Source organism: Pseudomonas sp. GQ91 (genome assembly GCF_059758795.1).
This window is the reverse complement of record NZ_JCAXED010000009.1, coordinates 180,000-200,840: the sequence shown is the minus strand read 5'-3', so window position 1 is coordinate 200,840 and position 20,841 is coordinate 180,000. Positions and strand designations below refer to the sequence as shown.

Sequence of the window (20,841 nt, the reverse complement as noted above, 5' to 3'; positions counted from 1 at the left end):
GCGCCCGAACATCAGGCGCTCGTATACTTCAGATCCGCTCAGCAGTCGGTCAAGCGCAGGAAAATCGCTGACAGTTGCTCGATACCGGTTTGATCTTCGGGGGTAAAACGCGCCAGTTCCGGGCTGTCGAGGTCCAACACGCCAATCAACTTGCCATCCTTGATCAAAGGGACAACCAGTTCGCTGTTGGAGGCGCTGTCACATGCGATGTGCCCGGCAAAGGCATGCACATCTTCCACCCGCTGGGTTTGCCGTGTGGCTGCGGCAGCACCACAGACACCCCGGCCAAACGGAATTCGCACGCAGGCGATCTGTCCCTGGAAAGGCCCGAGGACCAGCTCTTCGTCACGATTGAGATAGAAGCCCGCCCAGTTCAAATCGTCGAGTTGATTAAACAGGAACGCGGAAAACTGCGCCGCATTGGCAATGAAGTCCCGCTCATCCGCCAACAGGGACTCAAGCTGCGCACACAGCATTGCGTACCCGTCTAGGCCGGTGCCGGCCTGCTGTAAATCGATCATGCTTGACGCTCCAGGAGTTTCAGGCCCACCCAATAGCGGGCGAACTGATAGGCACAGCGGCCGTTTCGGTTACCGCGCCCCGTGGCCCAGCGCACCGCAAGAATGTCCAGTTCTTCATCCCGTTGCCATTGCAGACCGGACTTGCTCGCCAACTCGCCGATCCAATGCTCGACCACATCCAGGAAATGCTCCTGACTGAACGGATAAAACGACAGCCACAACCCAAAACGATCGGACAAGGCAATCTTGTCTTCCACCGCTTCATTGGGATGCAACTCGCCATCGACTCTCTTCCAGTTCTCATTGTCGCTCTGGTTTTCCGGGACCAGATGGCGGCGGTTGGACGTGGCGTACAGCAAGACGTTTTCCGGCGCCTGTTCCAGGGAGCCATCCAGCACGCTCTTGAGGACCCGGTAATCGCTTTCACCCGCCTCAAAGGACAAATCATCGCAAAACAGCACGAAACGTTGTGGCAACTTGACCAGTTGCTCCACCACCCTTGGCAGGTCCGCCAGGTGATCACGTTCGATCTCAATCAGCCGTAGACCGGCCTTGGCGTGCTGAGCCAGCAAGGCCCGCACCAGAGAAGATTTGCCGGTCCCCCGTGATCCCCAGAGCAATGCGTGGTTGGCCGGCAAACCGTCGAGAAACTGTTGGGTATTGCGCGCCAGTTGTTCGCGCTGCTTGTCCACGCCGATCAAATCCGACAGGCGCATATCCAGGCTGACTTCCAGCGGCAACAGGAATCCGCTGCGACCTTCGCGCTGCCAGCGGGCAGCCAGGCATTGGTCCCAGTCAATGACTTGGCGAGGGGCTGGCAATAAAGGTTCCAGACGCGCAAGCACTGCATCGGCCCGCTCAAGAAAGGCATTCAATCGAGAATCCACGACTATTCCTCTGGCAAGTTTTTGTAAAAGATGGCGTATTGGCAACTTGACGCAGCCCGCGGGCTGCACCTGAATAAATCGATTCATGCCGGGCAAGGCCGATCTTGTGGATGTTCAGCTATGCTTGCCGGGCGAAGGGAAACGTAAATAAAGTGGTTCAGCACTCGATGGATATCAAGTTCGCCCACCGCTTGTCTTATAAACAAGCCAGACTGACTGTGCTGGTCGGTTTCGTATTGGGAACCTTGCTCAGCCTGATCCAGATCGGCATTGATTATGCCAGCGAAGACGCTTCCATCAACCGTGAAATACGCTCGCTGATAGAAATCAGCCATAACCCGGCTTCGCGCATTGCCTACAACATCGACGCCGAACTGGCCCAGGAGCTGACGCGAGGCCTGCTGCACTCCCCCGCCATCATCCGGGCACAACTGATCGACAACAACGGGATGGTCCTGGCGGACGTTGACCGACCGCGCAAGGAAAGCAGCTACCGGCCCCTCAGCGACTTCATGTTCGGTGCCAATCGCCAGTTCGAAGACCGCCTGTATCTCACGCATATGCCTAGCGAGTCCCTGGGTGTCTTGCGCCTGGATGTCGACACTTACACCTTCGGAAGCCGTTTCCTGCACCGCGCCGAGATCACCCTGCTTAACGGCTTTGCCCGCAGCCTGATCCTGACAGGCCTTCTGCTGGGGCTGTTCTACGTGATGCTGACGCAGCCCCTGGTGCGGATTATCCGCGAACTGAGCACCCATGACACCCGCGATGCTTCCAGCAACCGCCTGAAGTGCCCGCCGGGCCACGAACACGACGAAATCGGCGTACTGGTCAATGTCGCCAACCAGCAATTTGAAAACATGGAAACCGAAATCCAGCAACGGCGCCACGCCGAGGATCGCCTGACCGAGTATCTCGGGCAACTGGAGGACATTGTTTCAGCGCGGACGACCGAGCTCAAGGCGAGCAACCATCAGTTGAGCCAATCCAACCAAGAGCTGGAAGCTGCGAAGATGACAGCCCTCGGCATGGCCCAGTCACGGGCCGCCTTCCTGGCCAACATGAGTCACGAAATCCGCACTCCGCTCAATGGTTTGCTGGGGATGATCGCCCTTTCCCTGGACAGCCCGCTGAATGCCGAGCAGCGCCAACAACTGTCCATCGCCCACGACTCCGGCAAAGTGCTGGTGGAACTGCTCAATGATATTCTCGACTTGTCCAAGTTCGATGCCGGTCAGTTGGAGCTGGAGAACATTCCGTTCGACCTCGGCTCACTGGTCGAGGACACCGCCAATCTGCTTTCGCAAAACGCGGCTCCCAGTGTCGAGCTGACTTGCCTGATCGAACCGCAGTTTCCCGCCCAGATCATCGGCGATCCGACCCGAGTCCGGCAGATCATCAGTAACTTGCTGTCGAATGCCTTGAAATTCACTCGCTTCGGCCGGGTCGATGTGCGCGTGGGCATGCATGCGGGTGGTGTGCGCATCGAGGTGTGCGACACCGGCATCGGCATTGCGCAGGAGGCTCAGGTGAAGATATTCCAACCCTTCACTCAGGCCGGCGCCGGCATTACACGCCAGTTTGGCGGGACAGGCCTGGGGCTGGCGCTGACTCACAACCTCTGCGAAGCCATGTCCGGCCGCCTGAGCATCAGCTCGGAGGCGGGATTTGGCAGCCAGTTCTGCGCCGACCTGCCATTGTCCGCCCATGCGCCCGCCGTCGACCTGGCTCCTCTGGCGGGTGACGTGATAGTGATCACCGGAGCCAGCAGCGGCCTGGCGGAATTACTCAACACGTTGCTGCCCGGTTGGGGCTTGACGCCGCGTTGCTACACCCTCGACGACAATCTGTACGGGCTCGTCCCCGATCTGCTGATCACGGACTGCCCTGAGTGCCTGTTCAACCTGCGGCCAGCCATCAAGGCACCGATTCTGCTGGTCACCGCCTACGGCAACTTCATGCCCAGCGAAGAGGTGGCCGCCCTCGCCCCCTTACAGCAGCAAGCGCGTCCGCTGAGCCGCACCGCGCTGTACCAGATCTTGCAGCGAACATTGCGCATCGGCGCCGACACCGTACTTGACCTCGTCCAGTTGGAAAGCGGTCCCGTGGCTTTCCGCGCGCGCATCCTGCTGGTGGAGGACAACCCGGTCAATCAACTGGTGGCCAAGGGCATGCTGGGCAAGCTCGGCTGCGAGGTGATTGTGGCGGCCCACGGCGGCGAAGCGCTGAAGCTGCTGGAGGAACACCGCTTCGACATGGTGTTGATGGACTGCAATATGCCGGTGATGGATGGCTACGAGGCGAGCCGGCAAATTCGCCGCAGCGGACGCTGGCCTGAGCTGCCGATTGTCGCGCTGACCGCCAATGCCCTCTCCGAAGAACGGGAGCGTTGCCGGGCGGCGGGGATGAACGACTATCTGGCCAAGCCTTTTCGCCGGGAAGAACTCAACGCCCTGCTCGACCTGTGGGTGCCGATTACGACAAGTCTCTGAGTTGCGTGAGCAATTGATCCAGGCCACGGCGCAAAGCGTCGGCCTGACTCAGGTCGACGCCACTCTCACACAACAGGCGCGCCTTCAACGGCTGGACACGTTCACGCAGCGCCATGCCCGCTTCGGCAAGACTGAGATGCACCTCGCGCTCATCGCTGGCACTGCGCCGCCGCTTGATCAGGGCCAATTGTTCAAGCCGCTTGAGCAGCGGCGTGAGCGTACCGGAGTCCAGCCGCAAGCGTTCTCCCAGGGCCTTGACCGTGGGCTGTGGCATTGCCGTCTCCTGCCATTGCCACAACACCAGCATCACCAGGTATTGCGGGTAAGTCAGACCCAATTGCTGCAGCATCGGCTTATACGCACGCGTTACCGCCCGCGAAGCGGCGTACAGCTTGAAGCACAACTGGTTGTCGAGGCTCAGGGAATCAGCACTCAGGTCGTTCATTTGAGCAATGCTTCGATCTCTTGGGTCAGCGCCTGGGGTTTGGTGGTCGGCGCGAAACGCTTGACCACCTGACCATCACGGCCAATCAGGAACTTGGTGAAATTCCACTTGATGCCCTTGGACCCGAGTACACCCGGCGCGCGTTGTTTCAACTGCACAAACAACGGGTGAGCCGCGTCACCGTTGACGTCGATCTTTTTAAACAGCGGAAAGCTCACACCGAAATTCAACTCGCAAAACTCGGAAATAGCCCCTTCGTTGCCAGGCTCCTGCTTGCCAAACTGATTGCACGGAAAACCCAGCACCACCAGGCCCCGGTCCTTGTATTGCTGCCAGAGCTGTTCCAGGCCTTTGTACTGCGGGGTGAAACCGCATTTGCTGGCGGTATTGACCACGAGAATGGCCTTACCGGCGAAATCCGCCAAGGTCTTTTCCTCGCCCTTGATGGTGGTACACGCAATGCTCAGCAGGTTGTCGCTCATGATGGCGTCTCGCAAGAGTGAACAGGCGCAAAACATAGCGCTCAATTAAATTGCATGCAATTTAATTGAGCGCACTTATGCCATGGCATAACCCACGGCAGGAGCGGGTTGGCGCGCCCCTGCACAATGCGATGGATCAGCGTGGAACCAACTCCAGGCACACCGAATTGATGCAATAACGCAACCCCGTCGGCGGCGGACCATCCGGGAATACATGGCCCAGATGCGCATCGCACTTGGCACAGGTGACCTCGGTGCGGATCATGCCGTGGCTGACGTCGCGAATCTCGATCATCGCACTGTCGGCAATCGGCTCGTAGAAACTGGGCCAGCCACAGCCGGCATCAAACTTGGTCGTTGAATCGAATAACGGTTCATGGCAGCAGATGCAGTGATAAACACCATCGGTGGTGGTGGCATTGTACTTGCCGGAAAACGGCCGCTCGGTGCCTTTGAGGCGGCACACCTGATACTGCGCCGGGTCGAGCATGTCCTGCCATTCTTGAAGGGTTTTCTGCAACTTTTCCATCGATACACCTCGGCAACTGAAAAAGCCTGATCTGTGTCTTTTCCGTGGATCAGGCGGCACGTATGATTGCGCCTCTTCAAACTGCCAGTCTGGCACCCGCGTTATCGGCATTCAAACGTATTTATCGGTCAGGCCAACGCGGGATTCCCGGCACAGTCGTCTTCACACCGTCCGGATCGTTCATTTTCAGGATCACATCGCCATGCAGGTCAGCAAATCGAACAAGCTCGCCAACGTCTGCTATGATATTCGCGGCCCAGTGCTCAAGCACGCCAAGCGCCTGGAAGAGGAAGGCCAACGCATCCTCAAGCTGAACATCGGCAACCCGGCACCTTTTGGCTTCGAGGCGCCGGACGAGATTCTCCAGGATGTGATCCGCAACCTGCCTACCGCCCAAGGCTACAGCGACTCCAAGGGTTTGTTCAGCGCACGCAAGGCGGTGATGCAGTACTACCAGCAAAAACAGGTGGAAGGTGTCGGCATCGAAGACATCTATCTGGGCAACGGCGTTTCCGAACTGATCGTGATGGCCATGCAGGCCTTGCTCAATAATGGCGATGAAGTGCTGGTACCGGCGCCCGATTATCCGCTCTGGACCGCCGCGGTATCCCTGGCCGGCGGCCATCCGGTGCATTACCTGTGCGACGAGCAAGCCAACTGGTGGCCGGACCTGGCAGACATCAAGGCCAAGATCACCCCCAACACCAAGGCCCTGGTGATCATCAACCCGAACAACCCCACCGGTGCCGTGTACTCCAGGGAAGTGTTGCTGGGCATGCTTGAACTGGCCCGCCAACACAACCTGGTGGTGTTCTCCGACGAGATCTACGACAAGATCCTGTATGACGACGCAGTGCACATCTGCACCGCCTCCCTGGCACCGGATCTGCTGTGCCTGACCTTCAATGGTTTGTCCAAGTCGTATCGGGTCGCGGGCTTCCGTTCCGGCTGGGTCGCGATCTCCGGTCCCAAGCACAACGCCCAGAGCTATATCGAAGGCATCGATATGCTGGCCAATATGCGCCTGTGCGCCAACGTGCCGAGCCAACATGCGATCCAGACCGCCCTGGGCGGATACCAGAGCATCAACGACCTGGTATTGCCGGCTGGCCGTCTGCTGGAGCAGCGTAACCGCACTTGGGAACTGCTTAACGACATTCCCGGCGTAAGTTGCGTCAAACCCATGGGGGCGCTGTACGCCTTCCCACGGATTGACCCCAAGGTCTGCCCGATCCACAACGACGAGAAGTTCGTTCTCGACCTGCTGCTGTCGGAAAAACTGCTGGTGGTCCAGGGCACCGCGTTTAACTGGCCATGGCCCGACCACTTCCGCGTGGTGACCTTGCCGCGCGTGGATGACCTGGACATGGCTATCGGGCGCATTGGCAACTTCCTGAAGTCTTATCGCCAGTAACGATATTTCCACTGTACGACCTGCTGAAGGTCGTACAGTGATTATCTGGCAACACATCTCTGCCCCGGCAGCTACAGGCGTCCTCAGGGACTCGCTGTCACCCCCTGACCTCGAACGCCCCCCCAACAATCACGGGGCGTAACCGCTACCGAGGGTGAATATTCACCGTCATCCAGGTTCGGAAAAAACCTTCAAGGCTCTACGCTCAGGCTGTAGGACACAGTTTGAAATAGTCGCCCGGTTGAATAGCCCAGTGCCGCACCTTATATACCCCGCAGTACGCGACATATTAAGCATGAGGAGAATTCTACAACCATGATGCGCATCCTGCTGTTCTTGGCCACTAACCTGGCGGTCGTGCTGATTGCCAGCATCACCCTGAGCCTCTTTGGCTTCAACGGGTTCATGGCGGCCAACGGGGTTGATCTGAACCTTAATCAGCTGCTGGTTTTCTGTGCGGTCTTTGGTTTCGCCGGCTCGATTTTCTCGCTGTTCATCTCCAAGTGGATGGCGAAGATGAGCACCAGCACCCAGATCATCACCCAACCGCGCACCCGCCATGAGCAATGGTTGCTGCAAACCGTCGAACAGCTGTCTCGCGAAGCCGGGATCAAGATGCCCGAGGTCGGGATTTTCCCGGCCTACGAGGCCAACGCATTTGCCACTGGCTGGAACAAAAACGATGCGCTTGTCGCCGTCAGCCAGGGCTTGCTGGAGCGTTTCTCGCCCGACGAAGTGAAGGCGGTACTGGCTCACGAAATCGGTCACGTGGCGAACGGTGACATGGTCACCCTGGCGCTGGTGCAAGGCGTGGTGAACACCTTCGTGATGTTCTTCGCGCGGATCATCGGTAACTTCGTCGACAAGGTGATCTTCAAGAACGAAGGCGGCCAGGGTATCGCTTACTACGTGGCGACCATCTTTGCCGAACTGGTCCTGGGCTTCCTCGCCAGTTCCATCGTGATGTGGTTCTCGCGCAAACGGGAATTCCGCGCCGACGAAGCCGGAGCCCAACTGGCCGGTACCAACGCCATGATCGGCGCGCTGCAGCGCCTGCGCTCCGAACAGGGTTTGCCGGTGCATATGCCGGACACCCTGAATGCCTTTGGCATCAATGGTGGCGTCAAGCAAGGCCTGGCTCGGATGTTCATGAGCCACCCGCCACTGGAAGAACGTATCGACGCATTGCGCCGTCGCGGCTGATCCTCAGTGGCAAGGCAAAGAAGGGGCGATCCAATCGCTCCTTTTTTGTGGGCGCCCTTTACGTGCTGGTCAACCGGTAAACCCGCTCCTCAAGCCGCTTGACCCCGCTCTGCAGGAACTTGGGACTTGCCTCCAGGATATCTCGCCGCTCCAGCGTATTCAGGCGCCAGCGAGTGCCCAGCAACGCTCTCACCTCATCATCGCCCACCGCGAACGGCGGCCCGGCTTTCTGCGCCTGGTCATAATCCAGGGTGATCAACAGGCCACTTCTGCCTTGAACGAGCAATGTATTCAACTGCGCAGCGTAGTGTTCGCGCATCGACATCGGCAGGGCAATCAGTGCCGCCCGGTCATACAGCGCGGTACAACCCGCCACATCAGCCGCACTCAATGCAAAGAAATCCCCGCACCACAACTCGATTGCTCCCGCCTGATAGACCTTGAACGCGCCCTGCTCACGAAGGGTCGCGCTTAGCCGCTGCTCGCGGAAGAACGCTTCAATCGCCTTTTCCGACAGTTCGACGCCTAAAACCCGATGCCCTTGACCGGCCAGCCACATCAGATCCAGGCTTTTGCCACATAACGGCACCAGTACCTGGGTATCGCGCGCAAGGTCAAGGCTGGGCCAGTGTCGTTGCAGGTACGGATTAACCTGCGCCAGGTGAAAGCCGATCTGATTGTGCGCCCAGCGCTCATGCCAAAACGTGAAATCCATGAACCACCCAAGAAATTCGATTAAACAGCGCTAAAACTTATATTAGATTTAGATCAAAGACCTGATTGAAGATGGTCCCATCTTAACCTTGAGGACCCTGCTCATGCTCCCTAGCCTGTTTATTTCCCACGGCTCGCCGATGCTCGCGTTGCAACCCGGCGCCAGTGGTCCGGCACTCCAGCGCCTGGCAGCCGGGTTGTCCCGACCAACCGCGATTGTGGTGGTGTCAGCCCATTGGGAAAGCCATGAGCTACTGGTCAGCGGCAGCCCCACCCCAGAGACCTGGCATGACTTCGGCGGCTTCCCGCGAGCGCTGTTTGCCGTGCAGTATCCGGCCCCCGGCAACCCGCAACTGGCGCAACAGATTGTCGAGTTGCTCGCCACCAGTGACTTGAATGCGCGTCTCGATAAACAGCGCCCTTTTGACCATGGCACCTGGGTGCCGCTGTCGTTGATGTATCCGAGCGCCGATATTCCGGTGGTGCAAGTATCGCTGCCAAGCCAGATGGGCCCGGCCCTGCAAACCCAGATCGGGCATGCACTGGCCGGCTTGCGCGAGCAAGGCGTGCTGCTGATCGGGTCTGGCAGCATTACCCATAACCTGGGTGAACTGGATTGGCAGGCCGCACCGGAACGCATCCAACCCTGGGCACGGGACTTTCGCGACTGGGTGGTGGATAAACTGGCCGCACAAGACGAAGCCGCCCTGCACGACTACCGCCGACAGGCGCCGCATGCCGTGCGCAGCCACCCCAGCGAGGAGCATTTGTTGCCGCTGTATTTCGCAAGAGCGGCCGGCGGGGAGTTCAGCGTGGCACACCAAGGCTTCACCCTCGGTGCGTTGGGCATGGACATCTACCGATTCGGTTGAATAAAGATATTCAGGCATAAAAAATCCCCGAACCAGTCGGGGATTTTTTATCGACGATCAATCAGCCCAAGAGCCGATCAATCTTCGCGATAGCGACGCAGCTTGAGCTGCTTGCCGGCAACGCGGGTGTCCTTCAGCTTGGTCAGCAGTTTTTCCAGACCATCTTCCGGCAGTTCCACCAGCGAGAAGCTGTCACGCACCTGGATGCGACCGATGGCTTCACGTGCCAGGCCACCCTCATTGAGGATAGCGCCCAGCAGGTTCTTGGCCGCGATACCATCACGCGCACCCAGCGCGGTACGGCAACGAGCACGACCTTCGGCCAACGGGATCGGCGCACGACGCTCGCGATCACCACGGTCCGGACGGTCGCCGGAACGCTCTGGACGATCACCGCGCGGAGCGTTGTTCGGCACCAATGGACGTTCTTTCTCGATGGCTGCCAGGGTCAGCGCCTGGCCATTGGTCGCCTTGCGCAGCAGCGCTGCAGCCAGGGCACGCGGGGTGCAACCGATATCGGCGGTCAGGCGATCCAGCAGGTCACCGTGAGTCGCTTCAGCATCAGCCACCAGCGGCGACAGGCTGTTGGTCAGTTTCTTGATGCGCGCATCGAGAACGGCCTGGGCATCCGGCAGGCGGACTTCGGCAACTTTCTGCCCGGTCACGCGCTCGATCACTTGCAGCATGCGACGCTCACGCGGAGTCACCAGCAGCAGTGCACGACCTTCGCGACCCGCACGGCCGGTACGGCCGATACGGTGAACGTAGGACTCAGGATCGTACGGCATGTCAACGTTGAACACGTGGGTGATACGTGGAACGTCAAGGCCACGAGCGGCAACGTCGGTCGCCACAACGATGTCCAGACGGCCATCCTTGAGGGAGTCGATCACGCGCTCACGCTGGTTCTGGGCGATGTCACCGTTCAGCGCAGCAGCTTTGTAGCCCTTGGCTTCCAGGGCGCTGGCGAGGTCCAGGGTGGCTTGCTTGGTACGCACGAACATGATCAGGGCATCGAAGTCTTCGACTTCCAGCAGGCTCAATACAGCCGAGGTCTTCTGGTCAGCGTGAACCAACAGGTGAGCCTGTTCGATCGCGGTAACTGTCTGAGTCTTGGTCTGGATCTTCACGTGTTGCGGATCGCGCAGGTGGCGTTCGGCAATGGCACGGATCGACTGCGGCAGGGTGGCCGAGAACAATACAGTCTGACGGGTGGGTGGCAGCGCCTTGAAGATGGCTTCCAGGTCATCCATGAAGCCCAGCTTCAACATTTCGTCGGCTTCGTCGAGAACCAGGTGGTTCACGGTCGACAGGACTTTCTCGTCGCGACGCAGGTGGTCGCACAGGCGGCCCGGGGTAGCGACAACGATTTGTGCGCCATTACGGATTGCCTTGAGTTGCGGGCCCATCGGCGCGCCGCCGTAAACGGCCACAACAGTGACGCCTGGCATTTGCTTGGCGTAGGTTTCAAAAGCGGTTGCTACTTGCAGCGCCAACTCTCGGGTTGGCGCCAGGATCAGGGCTTGCGGCTCGCGCTTGGCAGGATCGATGCAGTGCAGGATAGGCAGGGCGAACGCGGCGGTTTTACCGGTACCGGTTTGCGCCTGGCCAATCATGTCTTGGCCGGCCATGATGATCGGGATCGATTGCTGCTGAATAGCCGAAGGTTCTTCGTAGCCAGTCGCTGCGACGGCTGCAAGAATATTCGGATTAAGATTAAAAGCGGCGAAGCCGCCGGTTTCCTGGGTCATGGGTCTGCCTCTAAGTGCATCCGCAAAGACCCATGCTCCAAAGCTGCGCATGCCGTGTTGAGACTCAAGAGTCGCCCTGGCTGCTTTGTCGGCGGGGATTTGCGAAAACGAATGAATGAAAAGATTCGTCAAGGAAGAGTCCGCTGTGCGGACGTGCAGCCGAAGCTGACTTCGGGGAATTGCGCTACCTAAACGCGGCCCGGTTAAAGGCCGGCGCGCACTATACCGGAATTCCCTGAAAAAGGGAGCTTTTTTTATCGCAAAAGCCCATTCAACTGCTCTGTATCACAGGCGTTGCGCACCCTTGCAAGGGCGGCTTTTTTTCAAACGCCCGGCCCTGCTAGTCATCAAGCTTAAACGCTTCACCTTTCTGTGGCGAGGGGGCTTGTCCCCCGTTGGGCTGCGCAGCAGCCCTCAAACCTCTCACCTCGGTCTGGCTGGAGGACCGGGCAGGCCTTTTTGGGGCTGCTGCGCAGCCCAACGGGGGACAAGCCCCCTCGCCACAGGGCAATGTCATTACCACCCACTCCGATCAAGTCGCCAGGCGAACCGCCTTGATCAAGGACTGCAGCGAATACCCCAAGCGCGGCGCCAGGGAGTCGGCGCGGGCGCTGAGCCCCGGCAGGTCCAGCGCCTGATCCAGGTCTGCGGGGACGATCAGGATCACATTGCCCTCCTTCACCGGCAGTTCCCAGTAATGCCGGTGATACAACCCGCGGAACAACGCCGCGCCCAAGGGCTTGCCGTCATCGGTGGCCCACTGATTGATGACCAGCCAACCGCCGGGATTGAGTTTTTTCTGACAGTTTTCCAGGAAACTCCAGGCCAGATGACCAACGCCCGGGCCGACGTCGGTATACAGGTCGACGAAAATCAAGTCCGCCGGTTCTGCCGTGTCCAGCAACTCCAGGGCATCGCCAACGCGGATGTACAGGCGCGGATCATCATCCAGCCCCAGATACTCGATGGCCAGGCGCGGCACATCCGGGCGTAACTCGATGGCCTCGACATCGTCCAGCGGCAGGAACTTGAGGCAGGCCTGGGTCAACGTCCCGGCGCCCAAACCGAGAAACAGCGCACTTTCGGGCTGCTCATGACACAGCGCACCGATCAACATGGCCCGGGTGTAGTCGTACTCCAGCCAGCTTGGGTCGGCGGTGAACACACAGCTTTGCTCGATGGCATCGCCAAATTCGAGAAAGCGGTAATCGGCCACTTCCAACACACGGATCATCCCAAAGTCATCGTGGACCTCGGCCAGCAGGCGCTCGACGCGCTCCTCTGTCATCACTACTCCTAACGTTGCGGCACGGCAAAGGGCCGATTGTCGGCCAACTGGCGACAACAGGTCACGCACTAATTGCTGATAACATTGGCCTCCTACCGTCAATCACTCGAGTTCATGATGAGCCAACCTTGGAGCCCCGACAGCTGGCGAGCCCTGCCGATCCAGCAACAACCCCAGTACCCGGACGCCGCGCACTTGCTGCAAGTGGAGCAGAACCTGGCCAGCTATCCGCCGCTGGTGTTTGCCGGAGAGGCCCGTGAATTGCGTCGTCAGTTTGCCGAGGTGACCCAGGGTCGCGCGTTTCTGTTGCAGGGCGGCGACTGTGCTGAAAGTTTCGCCGAGTTCTCCGCGGCAAAGATCCGCGACACCTTCAAGGTGCTGCTGCAAATGGCGATTGTGATGACCTTCGCGGCCGGCTGCCCGGTGGTCAAAGTCGGGCGCATGGCCGGCCAGTTCGCCAAACCGCGTTCGGCCAATGATGAAACCATCAACGGCATCACCCTGCCGGCGTATCGCGGCGACATCGTCAACGGCATCGGTTTTGACTCGAAAAGCCGCGTGCCGGACCCGGACCGTCTGCTGCAGTCGTACCACCAGTCCACTGCCACCTTGAATCTGCTGCGAGCCTTTGCCCAGGGCGGTTTTGCCGACCTGCACCAGGTGCATAAGTGGAACCTGGATTTTATTGCCAACTCCGCACTGGCCGAGAAGTACAGCCAACTGGCGGACCGTATCGACGAGACGCTGGCCTTCATGCGCGCCTGCGGCATGGATACCTCGCCGCAGTTGCGTGAGACCAGCTTCTTCACCGCTCACGAAGCCCTGCTGCTCAACTACGAACAAGCGTTTGTGCGCCGTGACAGCCTGACCAACGATTACTACGACTGCTCGGCACACATGCTGTGGATCGGTGATCGCACGCGCCAACTCGATGGCGCCCATGTTGAATTCCTGCGAGGCGTCAACAACCCGATCGGGGTCAAGGTCGGCCCGAGCATGAACCCGGATGACCTGATACGTCTGATCGATATCCTCAACCCGGACAACGATCCCGGCCGCCTGAACCTGATCGCGCGCATGGGGGCCAACAAGGTCGGCGATCATCTGCCTGACTTGATTCGCGCCGTACAACGCGAAGGCAAGCAGGTGCTGTGGAGCTCCGATCCAATGCACGGCAACACGATCAAGGCCAGCAGCGGCTACAAGACCCGAGACTTCGCGCAGATCCTGGGCGAGGTGAAGGAATTCTTCCAGGTCCATGCAGCCGAAGGCACGTATGCCGGTGGGATTCATATCGAAATGACCGGACAAAACGTCACCGAATGCATTGGCGGCGCCCGACCGATTACCGAAGACGGGCTTTCGGACCGCTACCACACGCATTGCGATCCACGCATGAATGCCGACCAGTCACTGGAGTTGGCCTTCTTGATTGCCGAGACCTTGAAACAGGTCAGACGCTAAGCAGCAGTGCCGCCCGTAGCCGGGCGGCACTGGGCCGCTGGCAATTGAGCTGAATCTGCTCAAGTCCGAGCCAGTCGGCCATCCGCCGCAAGTTCAACGCCAGCGCCTGCATCCCCTCCTCGTCCAGGCCCGGCTGCTCTTCATGCACTGCATGTACCGCCAGGCGCCCCGCCGCCCGTTCGGCCCGCAGGTCGACCCGCGCGGCAATCCGTTCGTTGTGCAAAAACGGCAACACGTAATAGCCGTACACCCGCTTGTCCTGCGGTGTGTAGATCTCCAGTCGGTAACGAAAGTCGAACAGGCGCTCGGTACGGCTGCGCTCCCAGATCAGCGAATCAAACGGTGAGAGCAATGCACTGGCCGGCACCTTGCGTGGGATTTTCGGTTCGGGCAGACAATAAGCCGCCTGCTTCCAACCCTGGACGCGGCAAGCGAGCAATTGGCCGTCCTCGACCAGTTCAGCCAGGCACCCACGACTGTCCGCGGGCTCCAGCCGGAAGTAATCGCGCAAGTCCTTTTCGGTGCCGACCCCCAAGGCACTTGCCGCATGCAGCAACAATCGCCGCTGCGCCTCGGCTTCCCCCAACGGCGCCTGCTGCAGAATCGCGGCAGGAATAACCCGCTCCGGCAAGTCATAGAGCCGTTCAAAACCACGCCGCCCGGCCACTGTCACCAGGCCTGCGGCGAACAGCCACTCCAGGGCGTGCTTTTCGTCGCTCCAGTCCCACCAGGGCCCGGCGCGCTCCTCGCGAGTCGACAGACTGCCCGCCCCCACCGCGCCCTGCTGCTCGACGATTGCCAGCACCCGACGAATAGTGACCTGCTGCTCACGCCCGAAACGCGCCATCTGCTGGTAGATGCCTCGCCCTTCGCGGGCGCGTTGCATACGCCAGCGCATCAGCGGGTACAGCGCCATCGGCAATAAGGACGCTTCATGCCCCCAATATTCAAACAACGAGCGCCGTCGTCCCTGGCTCCAGGCGGCCTGTTCAAGAATGAGTGGCGAATAATTGCCAAGGCGGGAAAACAACGGCAGGTAATGCGAACGCACCACTGCGTTGACCGAGTCGATTTGCACGACACCCAGGCGATCAATCAAGCGATTGACCTGCGTGGCCTTGACCAGCGCCGGCGGCTGGCGCCCGTTGAAGCCTTGGGCAGCCAGCGCCAGACGCCGCGCCTGCTTGAGGGAAAAAGACAGTTCAGCGGGCATGTGCATCTCCTTTGTATGCTCGCAAACTACCTGACCGCAGGGGTCCGTGTGTAGCCCGATTTGCATCATTTGCCCAACGGATCATTCCAGAAATGCCGGTGACGCTCAGGGTCGACATCCGCACGCGTCAGCCCGATATCCTTGAGTGACTCATCCGTCAGGCCCGCCAGGAGCTGACGCTCGCGGTGCAAGGCAGACCAGCGGGAAATCCGTTGAAACAGCCCGGAAAACGGCCGCGTCACCATTAATACATAGCCTCTTTGACCTTTCATCATCTCGCCCTCCAGTGGGGATGACTGAAGTCTGTGCCTGGCGCTATGATCAATCCAACGAATGTTTCTTATGCAATACATCTCGGAGATTGATCATTTGCCCAGCTACCCGAGTATCGACACTGAAGTGCTGCGCACCTTCGTCGCCATCGCCGATCAAGGCGGCTTTACCCGCGCCGGCGAGCAGGTCAATCGCACACAGTCGGCGGTGAGCATGCAAATGAAGCGCCTGGAAGAAGACATCTTGCAACGCAAGCTCTTCGCTCGCGATGGCCGCCAGGTCAAGCTCACGCCCGAGGGCCAGGTACTGCTGGGGTATGCGCGGCGCATCCTGAAGTTGCACAGCGAGGTGTTCAATACGTTACGCGAGCCGCACATGGTCGGGCTGGTACGTATCGGGACACCAGATGATTACGTGATGCGCTTTTTGCCGGGCATCCTCAAGCGTTTTTCCAAAGCCTATCCCCTGATCCAGATTGAAATGCACTGCGAGGCGTCAACCGTTCTGATGCAGCGCCAGGACCTGGACCTGACCGTGATCAGCCGCGTACAAGGCGATGACATCGGCGAGTTGCTGCGGATTGAACGGCTGGCCTGGGCCGCATCGGCATGCTTCTGCGTGGAAGAGCACGCCACCCTGCCCCTGGCGGTCTCAGGCACGGACTGTTTTGGCACCCAGTGGGCCTGCGCGGCGCTGGACGCACAGGGCCGTGAATATCGCCTGGCCTATCACAGCTCAAACGGAGCCGCGATCCAGGCGGTGGTCGGCGCCGGCCTGGCGGTAACGGTCAGCATGGAAAGCCTGATAAGCGATGAACTGCGGGTCTTGGGGCCAGCCGAAGGGTTCCCGCCCTTGCCTTCGGCCAACCTGCGCCTGCTGCGCAACCCGCGCACCACTTCGCCGATCACCGAGTGCCTGGCGGACTACATCATCGAAGGCTTCAAACTTTAAACATCAGCATCACTGCGCACACCACCAGGAAGCCGCAGAACAAACCGCGTAACCGCCGTTCGGGCAAGGTATGGGCCACCTTCACTCCCCAACTGATGCTCAGCAGGCCGCCAATAGCCAGGGGGACGCCGATCAGCCAGTCCACTTCATGGTGCCAGGCATAAGTCACCAGCGTGACACCGGTGCTGGGCAACGCCAGGGCCAGGGACAAGCCTTGGGCCACCACTTGGCTGGTGCCGAAAATACTGGTCAGGACCGGCGTCGCGACCACCGCGCCACCCACCCCGAACAAACCGCCCATCGATCCCGATACCGCGCCCAGCACGCCAAGCCAGGGCCAGGAATAACGCATCTGCGTCGAAGGCGGCGCATTGTGGGTGAACATGCGCACCAGGTTATAGGCCGACAACGCCAGCAAAAATGCAATAAAGCCGATCCGCATGACCCCGGCATCAATGCCCACCGCCCAGATTGATCCGAGCCAGGCGAAGCAAAAGCCCATCACCCCCAGCGCTAATGCGTGACGCAGCTCAATGCGATTGCGCTGGTGATAGCGCCACAGCGCAAGCATCACATTCGGCACCACCATTACCAACGCCGTGCCCTGGGCGATTTGTTGGTCCAAGCCAAACACCACACCCAGGACCGGGATCGCAATCAGGCCGCCGCCAATGCCGAACAAGCCGCCAACCGTGCCCAATGCCAGGCCCAGCACTACATACATCGCCACATCAACCACAATGTCTTACTCCGCCGACACAATCGTTGCATGCTACGCCGTCAGGTCTGGCAGGGAAACGCACAGCAGCGCACAATGGCTGTGCCGATTTCGCACAAGCACTGATGCAATGAACCCTAATACCTTGACCGATCAACTGGGCCTGTTTCTCGATGTCCTGGAGGCTGGGAGCTTTTCCGCCGCGGCCCGCCGTCATCCATTGACCCCGTCGGCTGTAGCCCGGCGCATTGATAGCCTGGAAAACTCCGTAGGCAGCCGATTGTTTCTGCGCAGCACCCACGCGGTAGTCCCCACGCCTGCCGGCCTGGCGTTTGCCGAACGGGCGCGACGGATCGTTCGCGAACTGCAACTGGCCCGGGCCGAAGCCGTGTCCTTGAGTCATGCGCCTGAAGGCCTTATACGCGTGGACGCCCCCGCCGCCTTCGGCCGACGGCATCTGGCACCAGCCATCGCAGACTTTCTCACGGTGTACCCGGGGCTGGACGTGCATTTGCACCTGATCGATAGCTTCGTCGACATGCAGGGCGAGCACCTGGGGAAGGTCGACCTGGTGCTACGCGCGGGCCATATCGTCGATAGCCGGCTGATCGCTACGCCCTTGGCCAGCATCGTGCGGATCGCCTGTGCCAGCCCGACGTACCTGAAAAACCGTGGCACGCCGACTCACCCAAGGCAGTTGAATGAGCATGACGGCCTCGATTGGGAGGGCTTGGCCCCGCTATTTGCCTGGCGTTTCGAGCTGGATGGGCGCAAGAACACTTTTCGTCCGCAACGCATACGCATGAGCGCCAATAATGCCGAGGCATTGTTGTCTGGCGCCCTCGCGGGGCTGGGCATCGCACATCTGCCCACGTGGCTGGCCAGCGAGTACCTGGTACGCGGCGAACTGGTGCCGTTGTTCTGCGAAAATGGCCTGCCTAACCCCGAAACTGCCGGCATTTATGCGCTGCGCCTCGAACAACAGGCCAATGCCCGGAGTCGCTTGCTGCTGGAATACCTCAAGGCGCGTTTCAGCCCGGTTCCGCCTTGGGATCTGGCGTTGCAAAGCGGCTTGGGCTGACCCTCCAGACAGAATTATCTGGCGCGTTAAAGATTTGCCCGCTAGATTCCAGATTAACTGCGTTTTAAGGCACCGCCATGACCAAGACCCCTGATCCATGCGAATCTCTGTTACTGGGAAACCAACTGTGTTTTGCCCTGCACTCCACGTCCCTGCTGATGACCAAGGTCTACAAACCCCTGCTCCAAGCCTTGGGCCTGACCTACCCGCAATACCTGGCAATGATGGTGCTGTGGGAAGAGGACGGCCTGACCGTGGGCGAGATCAGCAACCGCCTGCTCACCGATCCGGGTTCCCTCACCCCTTTGCTCAAGCGCCTGGAAGTGGAAGGCCTGCTGAGCCGCACGCGCAGCCGCGAAGATGAACGGGTGGTGGTGGTGCAACTGACCGAAGCCGGCCGAACCTTGCGCAACCAAGCCATGGATATTCCTCAATGCATCCTCGGCGCGAGCGGGTTGAGCATGGAGCAATTGCGCAACCTGCAAACTGACTTGCTGGCGTTGCGCGCCAATCTGCAAGACAGCCTCTAGCCCTGCTGCTGATCAGTTAAGCGACAGCGGGCTTGCTCGCGCGAAACGTCGACGATAACGCGTGAATCCTGAATAAACGCGGCGCTTTTGAGTGCTTCGCGGGCAAGCACGCGCCTTCAAAAGGCCCCCATGCGGTGGCTGATGGAGCAATTTCCTGAAATTTATATTGCGCACTAAATATTTGCGCGATACATTTATCTCGCCACTTACTTAGCGCGCTAAATTTTAGCGCAAAAACAGCGAGGAATTACCCATGAAAACGCTCTATACCGCAGTCGCCACCGCCACCGGCGGCCGTGATGGTCGCGCCGTTTCCAGCGACAACGTCCTCGACGTCAAACTGGCTACCCCCAAAGAACTGGGCGGTGCCGGTGGTCAGGCCACCAACCCTGAACAACTGTTTGCCGCCGGTTATTCCGCTTGCTTTATCGGCGCCCTGAAATTCGTCGCCAGCCAGAGCAAACGCAAGATCCCTGACGACGCATCGATCACCGCGCATGTCGGCATCGGCCAGATTCCCGGTGGTTTCGGCCTGGATATCGACTTGCACGTCAACCTGCCCGGTTTGACTCAGGCCGACGCACAGAGTCTGGTCGAGGCGGCCCACCAGGTTTGCCCTTACTCCAACGCCACACGTGGCAACGTCGATGTGCGCCTGCACGTCACCGTCTAATCCCGATCCCGCACCGGAGAAGATCATGAACACATTTGGCAAAACCGTGACTGGCACCTTGCTCACCCTGTCCATTTCCAGCGCCTATGCAGCAGGCGCGGATGTCGAGCACAACACCCAGGCGTTTCTCGACGCATTGAACAGCGGTACCGGCAAGCCCATTGAGCACCTGGCGCCCGAGCAAGCCCGCGCTGTGCTCAGCGGCGCCCAGGCCGGGGTGAAGCTGACTCTGCCCAAGGCTGATATCAGCCAGAAGACCATTCAGGTCGATGGCCAGCCCCTGGAACTGACGATCGTGCGTCCGGCAGGGGTCGAAGGGACATTGCCGGTGTTCATGTTCTTCCACGGTGGCGGCTGGGTGTTGGGGGATTTCCCGACGCACGAACGGCTGGTGCGCGATCTGGTGGTGGGGTCGGGGGCCGCGGCGGTATTCGTCAACTACACGCCTTCCCCGGAAGCGCGTTATCCCGTTGCCATCAACCAGGCGTACGGCGCCACCCAATGGGTGGCCGAGCATGGCAAAGAGATCAACGTCGACGGCAAGCGCCTGGCGGTCGCCGGTAACAGCGTTGGCGGCAATATGGCGGCGGTGGTCAGCCTGATGGCCAAGGACAAGGGCACCCCGTCGCTCAAGTTTCAACTGTTGCTATGGCCTGTGACCGACGCCAACTTCGAAACGGCGTCCTACAACCAATACGCCGAAGGTCATTTCCTGACCAAAAACATGATGAAATGGTTCTGGGACAACTACACCACCGACGCCAGGCAGCGCGCCGAGATTTATGCCTCGCCGCTGCGTGCGACGGCCGCACAACTCAAAGGCCTGCCGCCCGCCCTGGTGCAAACCGCTGGCGCCGACGTATTGCGCGATGAAGGTGAAGCCTATGCCCGCAAACTGGATGAGGCTGGCGTAGCTGTCACGTCGGTGCGCTACAACGGCATGATCCATGATTACGGCTTGCTCAACGTGGTCAGCCAGGTGCCTGCGGTGCGCTCCGCCCTGTCGCAAGCTGCGGAAGAGCTCAAGCGACACCTGAAATAGCCACATGCTGCAAAGACCGCGCCCAAGAAAAAGCCCGACACACTGGTCGCAATGCTGTTCAGTTAAGCAAGTGAAGCGCCTGTTACCGCTCTTGTGGCGAGGGGGCTTGTCCCCCGTTGGGCTGCGCAGCAGCCCTCAAACCTGCCACCCCGGTTTGACTGGACGACCGGGGAGGCCTTTTAGGGGCTGCTGCGCAGCCCAACGGGGGCGATACGGCGTTCCGGCAAGCCCTCTCGCCACAGAAGGGTGTTCGGCACGCGACTTTCTTAACTGAACAGCATTACGACACACTGGTCGG

The 20,841-nt window shown here is 59.9% G+C and carries 21 protein-coding genes; 10 read left to right on the top strand and 11 right to left on the bottom strand.

Annotated features, from left to right (window positions below; genetic code table 11):
* Window positions 1–38: 38 nt before the first annotated feature.
* Window positions 39–521 carry a GAF domain-containing protein gene (locus AC6CIA_RS15675; protein ID WP_498313266.1) on the bottom strand — a complete coding sequence of 161 codons (483 nt, stop codon included), beginning with the start codon at window positions 519–521 and terminating at the stop codon, window positions 39–41.
* Window positions 518–1,408 (bottom strand): ATP-binding protein, encoded by an 891-nt coding sequence (locus AC6CIA_RS15670; protein WP_498313264.1) that lies wholly within the window; start codon window positions 1,406–1,408, stop codon window positions 518–520. Before AC6CIA_RS15670 ends, AC6CIA_RS15675 begins: the two co-directional genes overlap by 4 nt.
* Window positions 1,409–1,575: 167 nt before the next feature.
* Here AC6CIA_RS15670 and AC6CIA_RS15665 point away from each other — a divergent pair, with 167 nt between their 5' ends.
* Entirely contained in the window at window positions 1,576–3,900 is a 2,325-nt protein-coding gene (locus AC6CIA_RS15665) for a response regulator (protein WP_498313262.1), read from the top strand.
* On the opposite strand, the gene AC6CIA_RS15660 is transcribed toward AC6CIA_RS15665, so the two are convergent.
* The 3 genes from AC6CIA_RS15660 to msrB all read right to left on the bottom strand — a co-directional run bounded on the left by AC6CIA_RS15660 (window position 3,884) and on the right by msrB (window position 5,356).
* Entirely contained in the window at window positions 3,884–4,345 is a 462-nt protein-coding gene (locus tag AC6CIA_RS15660) for a MarR family winged helix-turn-helix transcriptional regulator (protein WP_498313260.1), read from the bottom strand. The two genes, AC6CIA_RS15665 and AC6CIA_RS15660, sit on opposite strands and share 17 nt — an antisense overlap.
* Window positions 4,342–4,827, bottom strand: coding sequence for a glutathione peroxidase (locus AC6CIA_RS15655; RefSeq protein ID WP_498313258.1), 486 nt, complete (start codon window positions 4,825–4,827; stop codon window positions 4,342–4,344). The genes AC6CIA_RS15660 and AC6CIA_RS15655 overlap by 4 nt, the downstream gene beginning before the upstream one ends.
* A 136-nt stretch (window positions 4,828–4,963) precedes the next feature.
* Window positions 4,964–5,356, bottom strand: a complete 393-nt coding sequence (gene msrB, locus AC6CIA_RS15650) for a peptide-methionine (R)-S-oxide reductase MsrB (protein ID WP_498313256.1) — start codon at window positions 5,354–5,356, stop codon at window positions 4,964–4,966.
* Window positions 5,357–5,558: 202 nt separating this feature from the next.
* On the opposite strand from msrB, the gene AC6CIA_RS15645 reads away from it, so the two are divergent.
* Together AC6CIA_RS15645 and htpX are read left to right on the top strand one after the other, a co-directional pair.
* Entirely contained in the window at window positions 5,559–6,770 is a 1,212-nt protein-coding gene (locus AC6CIA_RS15645; RefSeq protein ID WP_498313253.1) for a pyridoxal phosphate-dependent aminotransferase, read from the top strand.
* A 315-nt stretch (window positions 6,771–7,085) separates the two neighbouring features.
* Window positions 7,086–7,973 (top strand): protease HtpX, encoded by an 888-nt coding sequence (htpX, locus tag AC6CIA_RS15640; protein ID WP_084378201.1) that lies wholly within the window; start codon window positions 7,086–7,088, stop codon window positions 7,971–7,973.
* 58 nt (window positions 7,974–8,031) lie between these two features.
* On the opposite strand, the gene AC6CIA_RS15635 is transcribed toward htpX, so the two are convergent.
* Complete coding sequence (locus tag AC6CIA_RS15635; protein ID WP_498313251.1) at window positions 8,032–8,688, bottom strand: thiopurine S-methyltransferase; 657 nt, start codon at window positions 8,686–8,688, stop codon at window positions 8,032–8,034.
* Window positions 8,689–8,791: 103 nt separating this feature from the next.
* Between AC6CIA_RS15635 and AC6CIA_RS15630 the strand changes: the two genes are divergently transcribed.
* Window positions 8,792–9,559 (top strand): DODA-type extradiol aromatic ring-opening family dioxygenase, encoded by a 768-nt coding sequence (locus AC6CIA_RS15630; protein ID WP_498313249.1) that lies wholly within the window; start codon window positions 8,792–8,794, stop codon window positions 9,557–9,559.
* A 77-nt stretch (window positions 9,560–9,636) separates the two neighbouring features.
* Here AC6CIA_RS15630 and AC6CIA_RS15625 read toward each other — a convergent pair whose 3' ends face one another.
* On the bottom strand, window positions 9,637–11,310 hold the full coding sequence (locus AC6CIA_RS15625) for a DEAD/DEAH box helicase (RefSeq protein WP_084378198.1): 1,674 nt from the start codon (window positions 11,308–11,310) through the stop codon (window positions 9,637–9,639).
* 532 nt (window positions 11,311–11,842) lie between these two features.
* Window positions 11,843–12,598 (bottom strand): spermidine synthase, encoded by a 756-nt coding sequence (locus AC6CIA_RS15620; protein WP_498313247.1) that lies wholly within the window; start codon window positions 12,596–12,598, stop codon window positions 11,843–11,845.
* A gap of 117 nt (window positions 12,599–12,715) precedes the next feature.
* Between AC6CIA_RS15620 and AC6CIA_RS15615 the strand changes: the two genes are divergently transcribed.
* Complete coding sequence (locus AC6CIA_RS15615; RefSeq protein WP_498313245.1) at window positions 12,716–14,062, top strand: class II 3-deoxy-7-phosphoheptulonate synthase; 1,347 nt, start codon at window positions 12,716–12,718, stop codon at window positions 14,060–14,062.
* On the opposite strand, the gene AC6CIA_RS15610 is transcribed toward AC6CIA_RS15615, so the two are convergent.
* Both AC6CIA_RS15610 and AC6CIA_RS15605 read right to left on the bottom strand, forming a co-directional pair.
* On the bottom strand, window positions 14,052–15,275 hold the full coding sequence (locus AC6CIA_RS15610) for a winged helix-turn-helix domain-containing protein (RefSeq protein ID WP_498313243.1): 1,224 nt from the start codon (window positions 15,273–15,275) through the stop codon (window positions 14,052–14,054). The genes AC6CIA_RS15615 and AC6CIA_RS15610 overlap by 11 nt on opposite strands.
* Before the next feature lie 65 nt (window positions 15,276–15,340).
* On the bottom strand, window positions 15,341–15,547 hold the full coding sequence (locus tag AC6CIA_RS15605) for a DUF1127 domain-containing protein (RefSeq protein ID WP_498313364.1): 207 nt from the start codon (window positions 15,545–15,547) through the stop codon (window positions 15,341–15,343).
* A 70-nt stretch (window positions 15,548–15,617) separates the two neighbouring features.
* Here AC6CIA_RS15605 and AC6CIA_RS15600 point away from each other — a divergent pair, with 70 nt between their 5' ends.
* On the top strand, window positions 15,618–16,499 hold the full coding sequence (locus AC6CIA_RS15600; protein ID WP_498313241.1) for a LysR family transcriptional regulator: 882 nt from the start codon (window positions 15,618–15,620) through the stop codon (window positions 16,497–16,499).
* Here AC6CIA_RS15600 and AC6CIA_RS15595 read toward each other — a convergent pair.
* Window positions 16,489–17,238, bottom strand: a complete 750-nt coding sequence (locus AC6CIA_RS15595; protein ID WP_498313239.1) for a sulfite exporter TauE/SafE family protein — start codon at window positions 17,236–17,238, stop codon at window positions 16,489–16,491. The genes AC6CIA_RS15600 and AC6CIA_RS15595 overlap by 11 nt on opposite strands.
* Before the next feature lie 109 nt (window positions 17,239–17,347).
* Between AC6CIA_RS15595 and AC6CIA_RS15590 the strand changes: the two genes are divergently transcribed.
* From AC6CIA_RS15590 to AC6CIA_RS15575, 4 genes are all read left to right on the top strand, one after another.
* Window positions 17,348–18,298: a LysR family transcriptional regulator gene (locus tag AC6CIA_RS15590; protein WP_498313237.1), complete on the top strand. Its 951-nt coding sequence runs from the start codon at window positions 17,348–17,350 to the stop codon at window positions 18,296–18,298.
* A 77-nt stretch (window positions 18,299–18,375) separates the two neighbouring features.
* Window positions 18,376–18,828, top strand: coding sequence for a MarR family winged helix-turn-helix transcriptional regulator (locus tag AC6CIA_RS15585; protein ID WP_498313235.1), 453 nt, complete (start codon window positions 18,376–18,378; stop codon window positions 18,826–18,828).
* 253 nt (window positions 18,829–19,081) lie between these two features.
* Entirely contained in the window at window positions 19,082–19,501 is a 420-nt protein-coding gene (locus tag AC6CIA_RS15580) for an organic hydroperoxide resistance protein (protein WP_498313233.1), read from the top strand.
* Window positions 19,502–19,526: 25 nt separating this feature from the next.
* Window positions 19,527–20,543 (top strand): alpha/beta hydrolase, encoded by a 1,017-nt coding sequence (locus tag AC6CIA_RS15575; protein ID WP_498313231.1) that lies wholly within the window; start codon window positions 19,527–19,529, stop codon window positions 20,541–20,543.
* Window positions 20,544–20,841 lie beyond the last annotated feature (298 nt).

What these genes read in the sequence shown, in the direction of transcription:
- AC6CIA_RS15590 (WP_498313237.1), top strand. Translation starts at nt 17,348, where the DNA reads ATGAACCCTAATACCTTGACCGATCAACTGGGCCTGTTTCTCGATGTC.
- AC6CIA_RS15620 (WP_498313247.1), bottom strand. Translation starts at nt 12,598, where the DNA reads ATGACAGAGGAGCGCGTCGAGCGCCTGCTGGCCGAGGTCCACGATGAC.
- AC6CIA_RS15675 (WP_498313266.1), bottom strand. Translation starts at nt 521, where the DNA reads ATGATCGATTTACAGCAGGCCGGCACCGGCCTAGACGGGTACGCAATG.
- AC6CIA_RS15665 (WP_498313262.1), top strand. Translation starts at nt 1,576, where the DNA reads ATGGATATCAAGTTCGCCCACCGCTTGTCTTATAAACAAGCCAGACTG.
- AC6CIA_RS15655 (WP_498313258.1), bottom strand. Translation starts at nt 4,827, where the DNA reads ATGAGCGACAACCTGCTGAGCATTGCGTGTACCACCATCAAGGGCGAG.
- AC6CIA_RS15645 (WP_498313253.1), top strand. Translation starts at nt 5,559, where the DNA reads ATGCAGGTCAGCAAATCGAACAAGCTCGCCAACGTCTGCTATGATATT.
- AC6CIA_RS15575 (WP_498313231.1), top strand. Translation starts at nt 19,527, where the DNA reads ATGAACACATTTGGCAAAACCGTGACTGGCACCTTGCTCACCCTGTCC.
- AC6CIA_RS15660 (WP_498313260.1), bottom strand. Translation starts at nt 4,345, where the DNA reads ATGAACGACCTGAGTGCTGATTCCCTGAGCCTCGACAACCAGTTGTGC.
- AC6CIA_RS15615 (WP_498313245.1), top strand. Translation starts at nt 12,716, where the DNA reads ATGAGCCAACCTTGGAGCCCCGACAGCTGGCGAGCCCTGCCGATCCAG.
- AC6CIA_RS15630 (WP_498313249.1), top strand. Translation starts at nt 8,792, where the DNA reads ATGCTCCCTAGCCTGTTTATTTCCCACGGCTCGCCGATGCTCGCGTTG.
- AC6CIA_RS15635 (WP_498313251.1), bottom strand. Translation starts at nt 8,688, where the DNA reads ATGGATTTCACGTTTTGGCATGAGCGCTGGGCGCACAATCAGATCGGC.
- AC6CIA_RS15600 (WP_498313241.1), top strand. Translation starts at nt 15,618, where the DNA reads ATGCAATACATCTCGGAGATTGATCATTTGCCCAGCTACCCGAGTATC.
- msrB (WP_498313256.1), bottom strand. Translation starts at nt 5,356, where the DNA reads ATGGAAAAGTTGCAGAAAACCCTTCAAGAATGGCAGGACATGCTCGAC.
- AC6CIA_RS15580 (WP_498313233.1), top strand. Translation starts at nt 19,082, where the DNA reads ATGAAAACGCTCTATACCGCAGTCGCCACCGCCACCGGCGGCCGTGAT.
- AC6CIA_RS15605 (WP_498313364.1), bottom strand. Translation starts at nt 15,547, where the DNA reads ATGAAAGGTCAAAGAGGCTATGTATTAATGGTGACGCGGCCGTTTTCC.
- AC6CIA_RS15625 (WP_084378198.1), bottom strand. Translation starts at nt 11,310, where the DNA reads ATGACCCAGGAAACCGGCGGCTTCGCCGCTTTTAATCTTAATCCGAAT.
- AC6CIA_RS15610 (WP_498313243.1), bottom strand. Translation starts at nt 15,275, where the DNA reads ATGCCCGCTGAACTGTCTTTTTCCCTCAAGCAGGCGCGGCGTCTGGCG.
- htpX (WP_084378201.1), top strand. Translation starts at nt 7,086, where the DNA reads ATGATGCGCATCCTGCTGTTCTTGGCCACTAACCTGGCGGTCGTGCTG.
- AC6CIA_RS15585 (WP_498313235.1), top strand. Translation starts at nt 18,376, where the DNA reads ATGACCAAGACCCCTGATCCATGCGAATCTCTGTTACTGGGAAACCAA.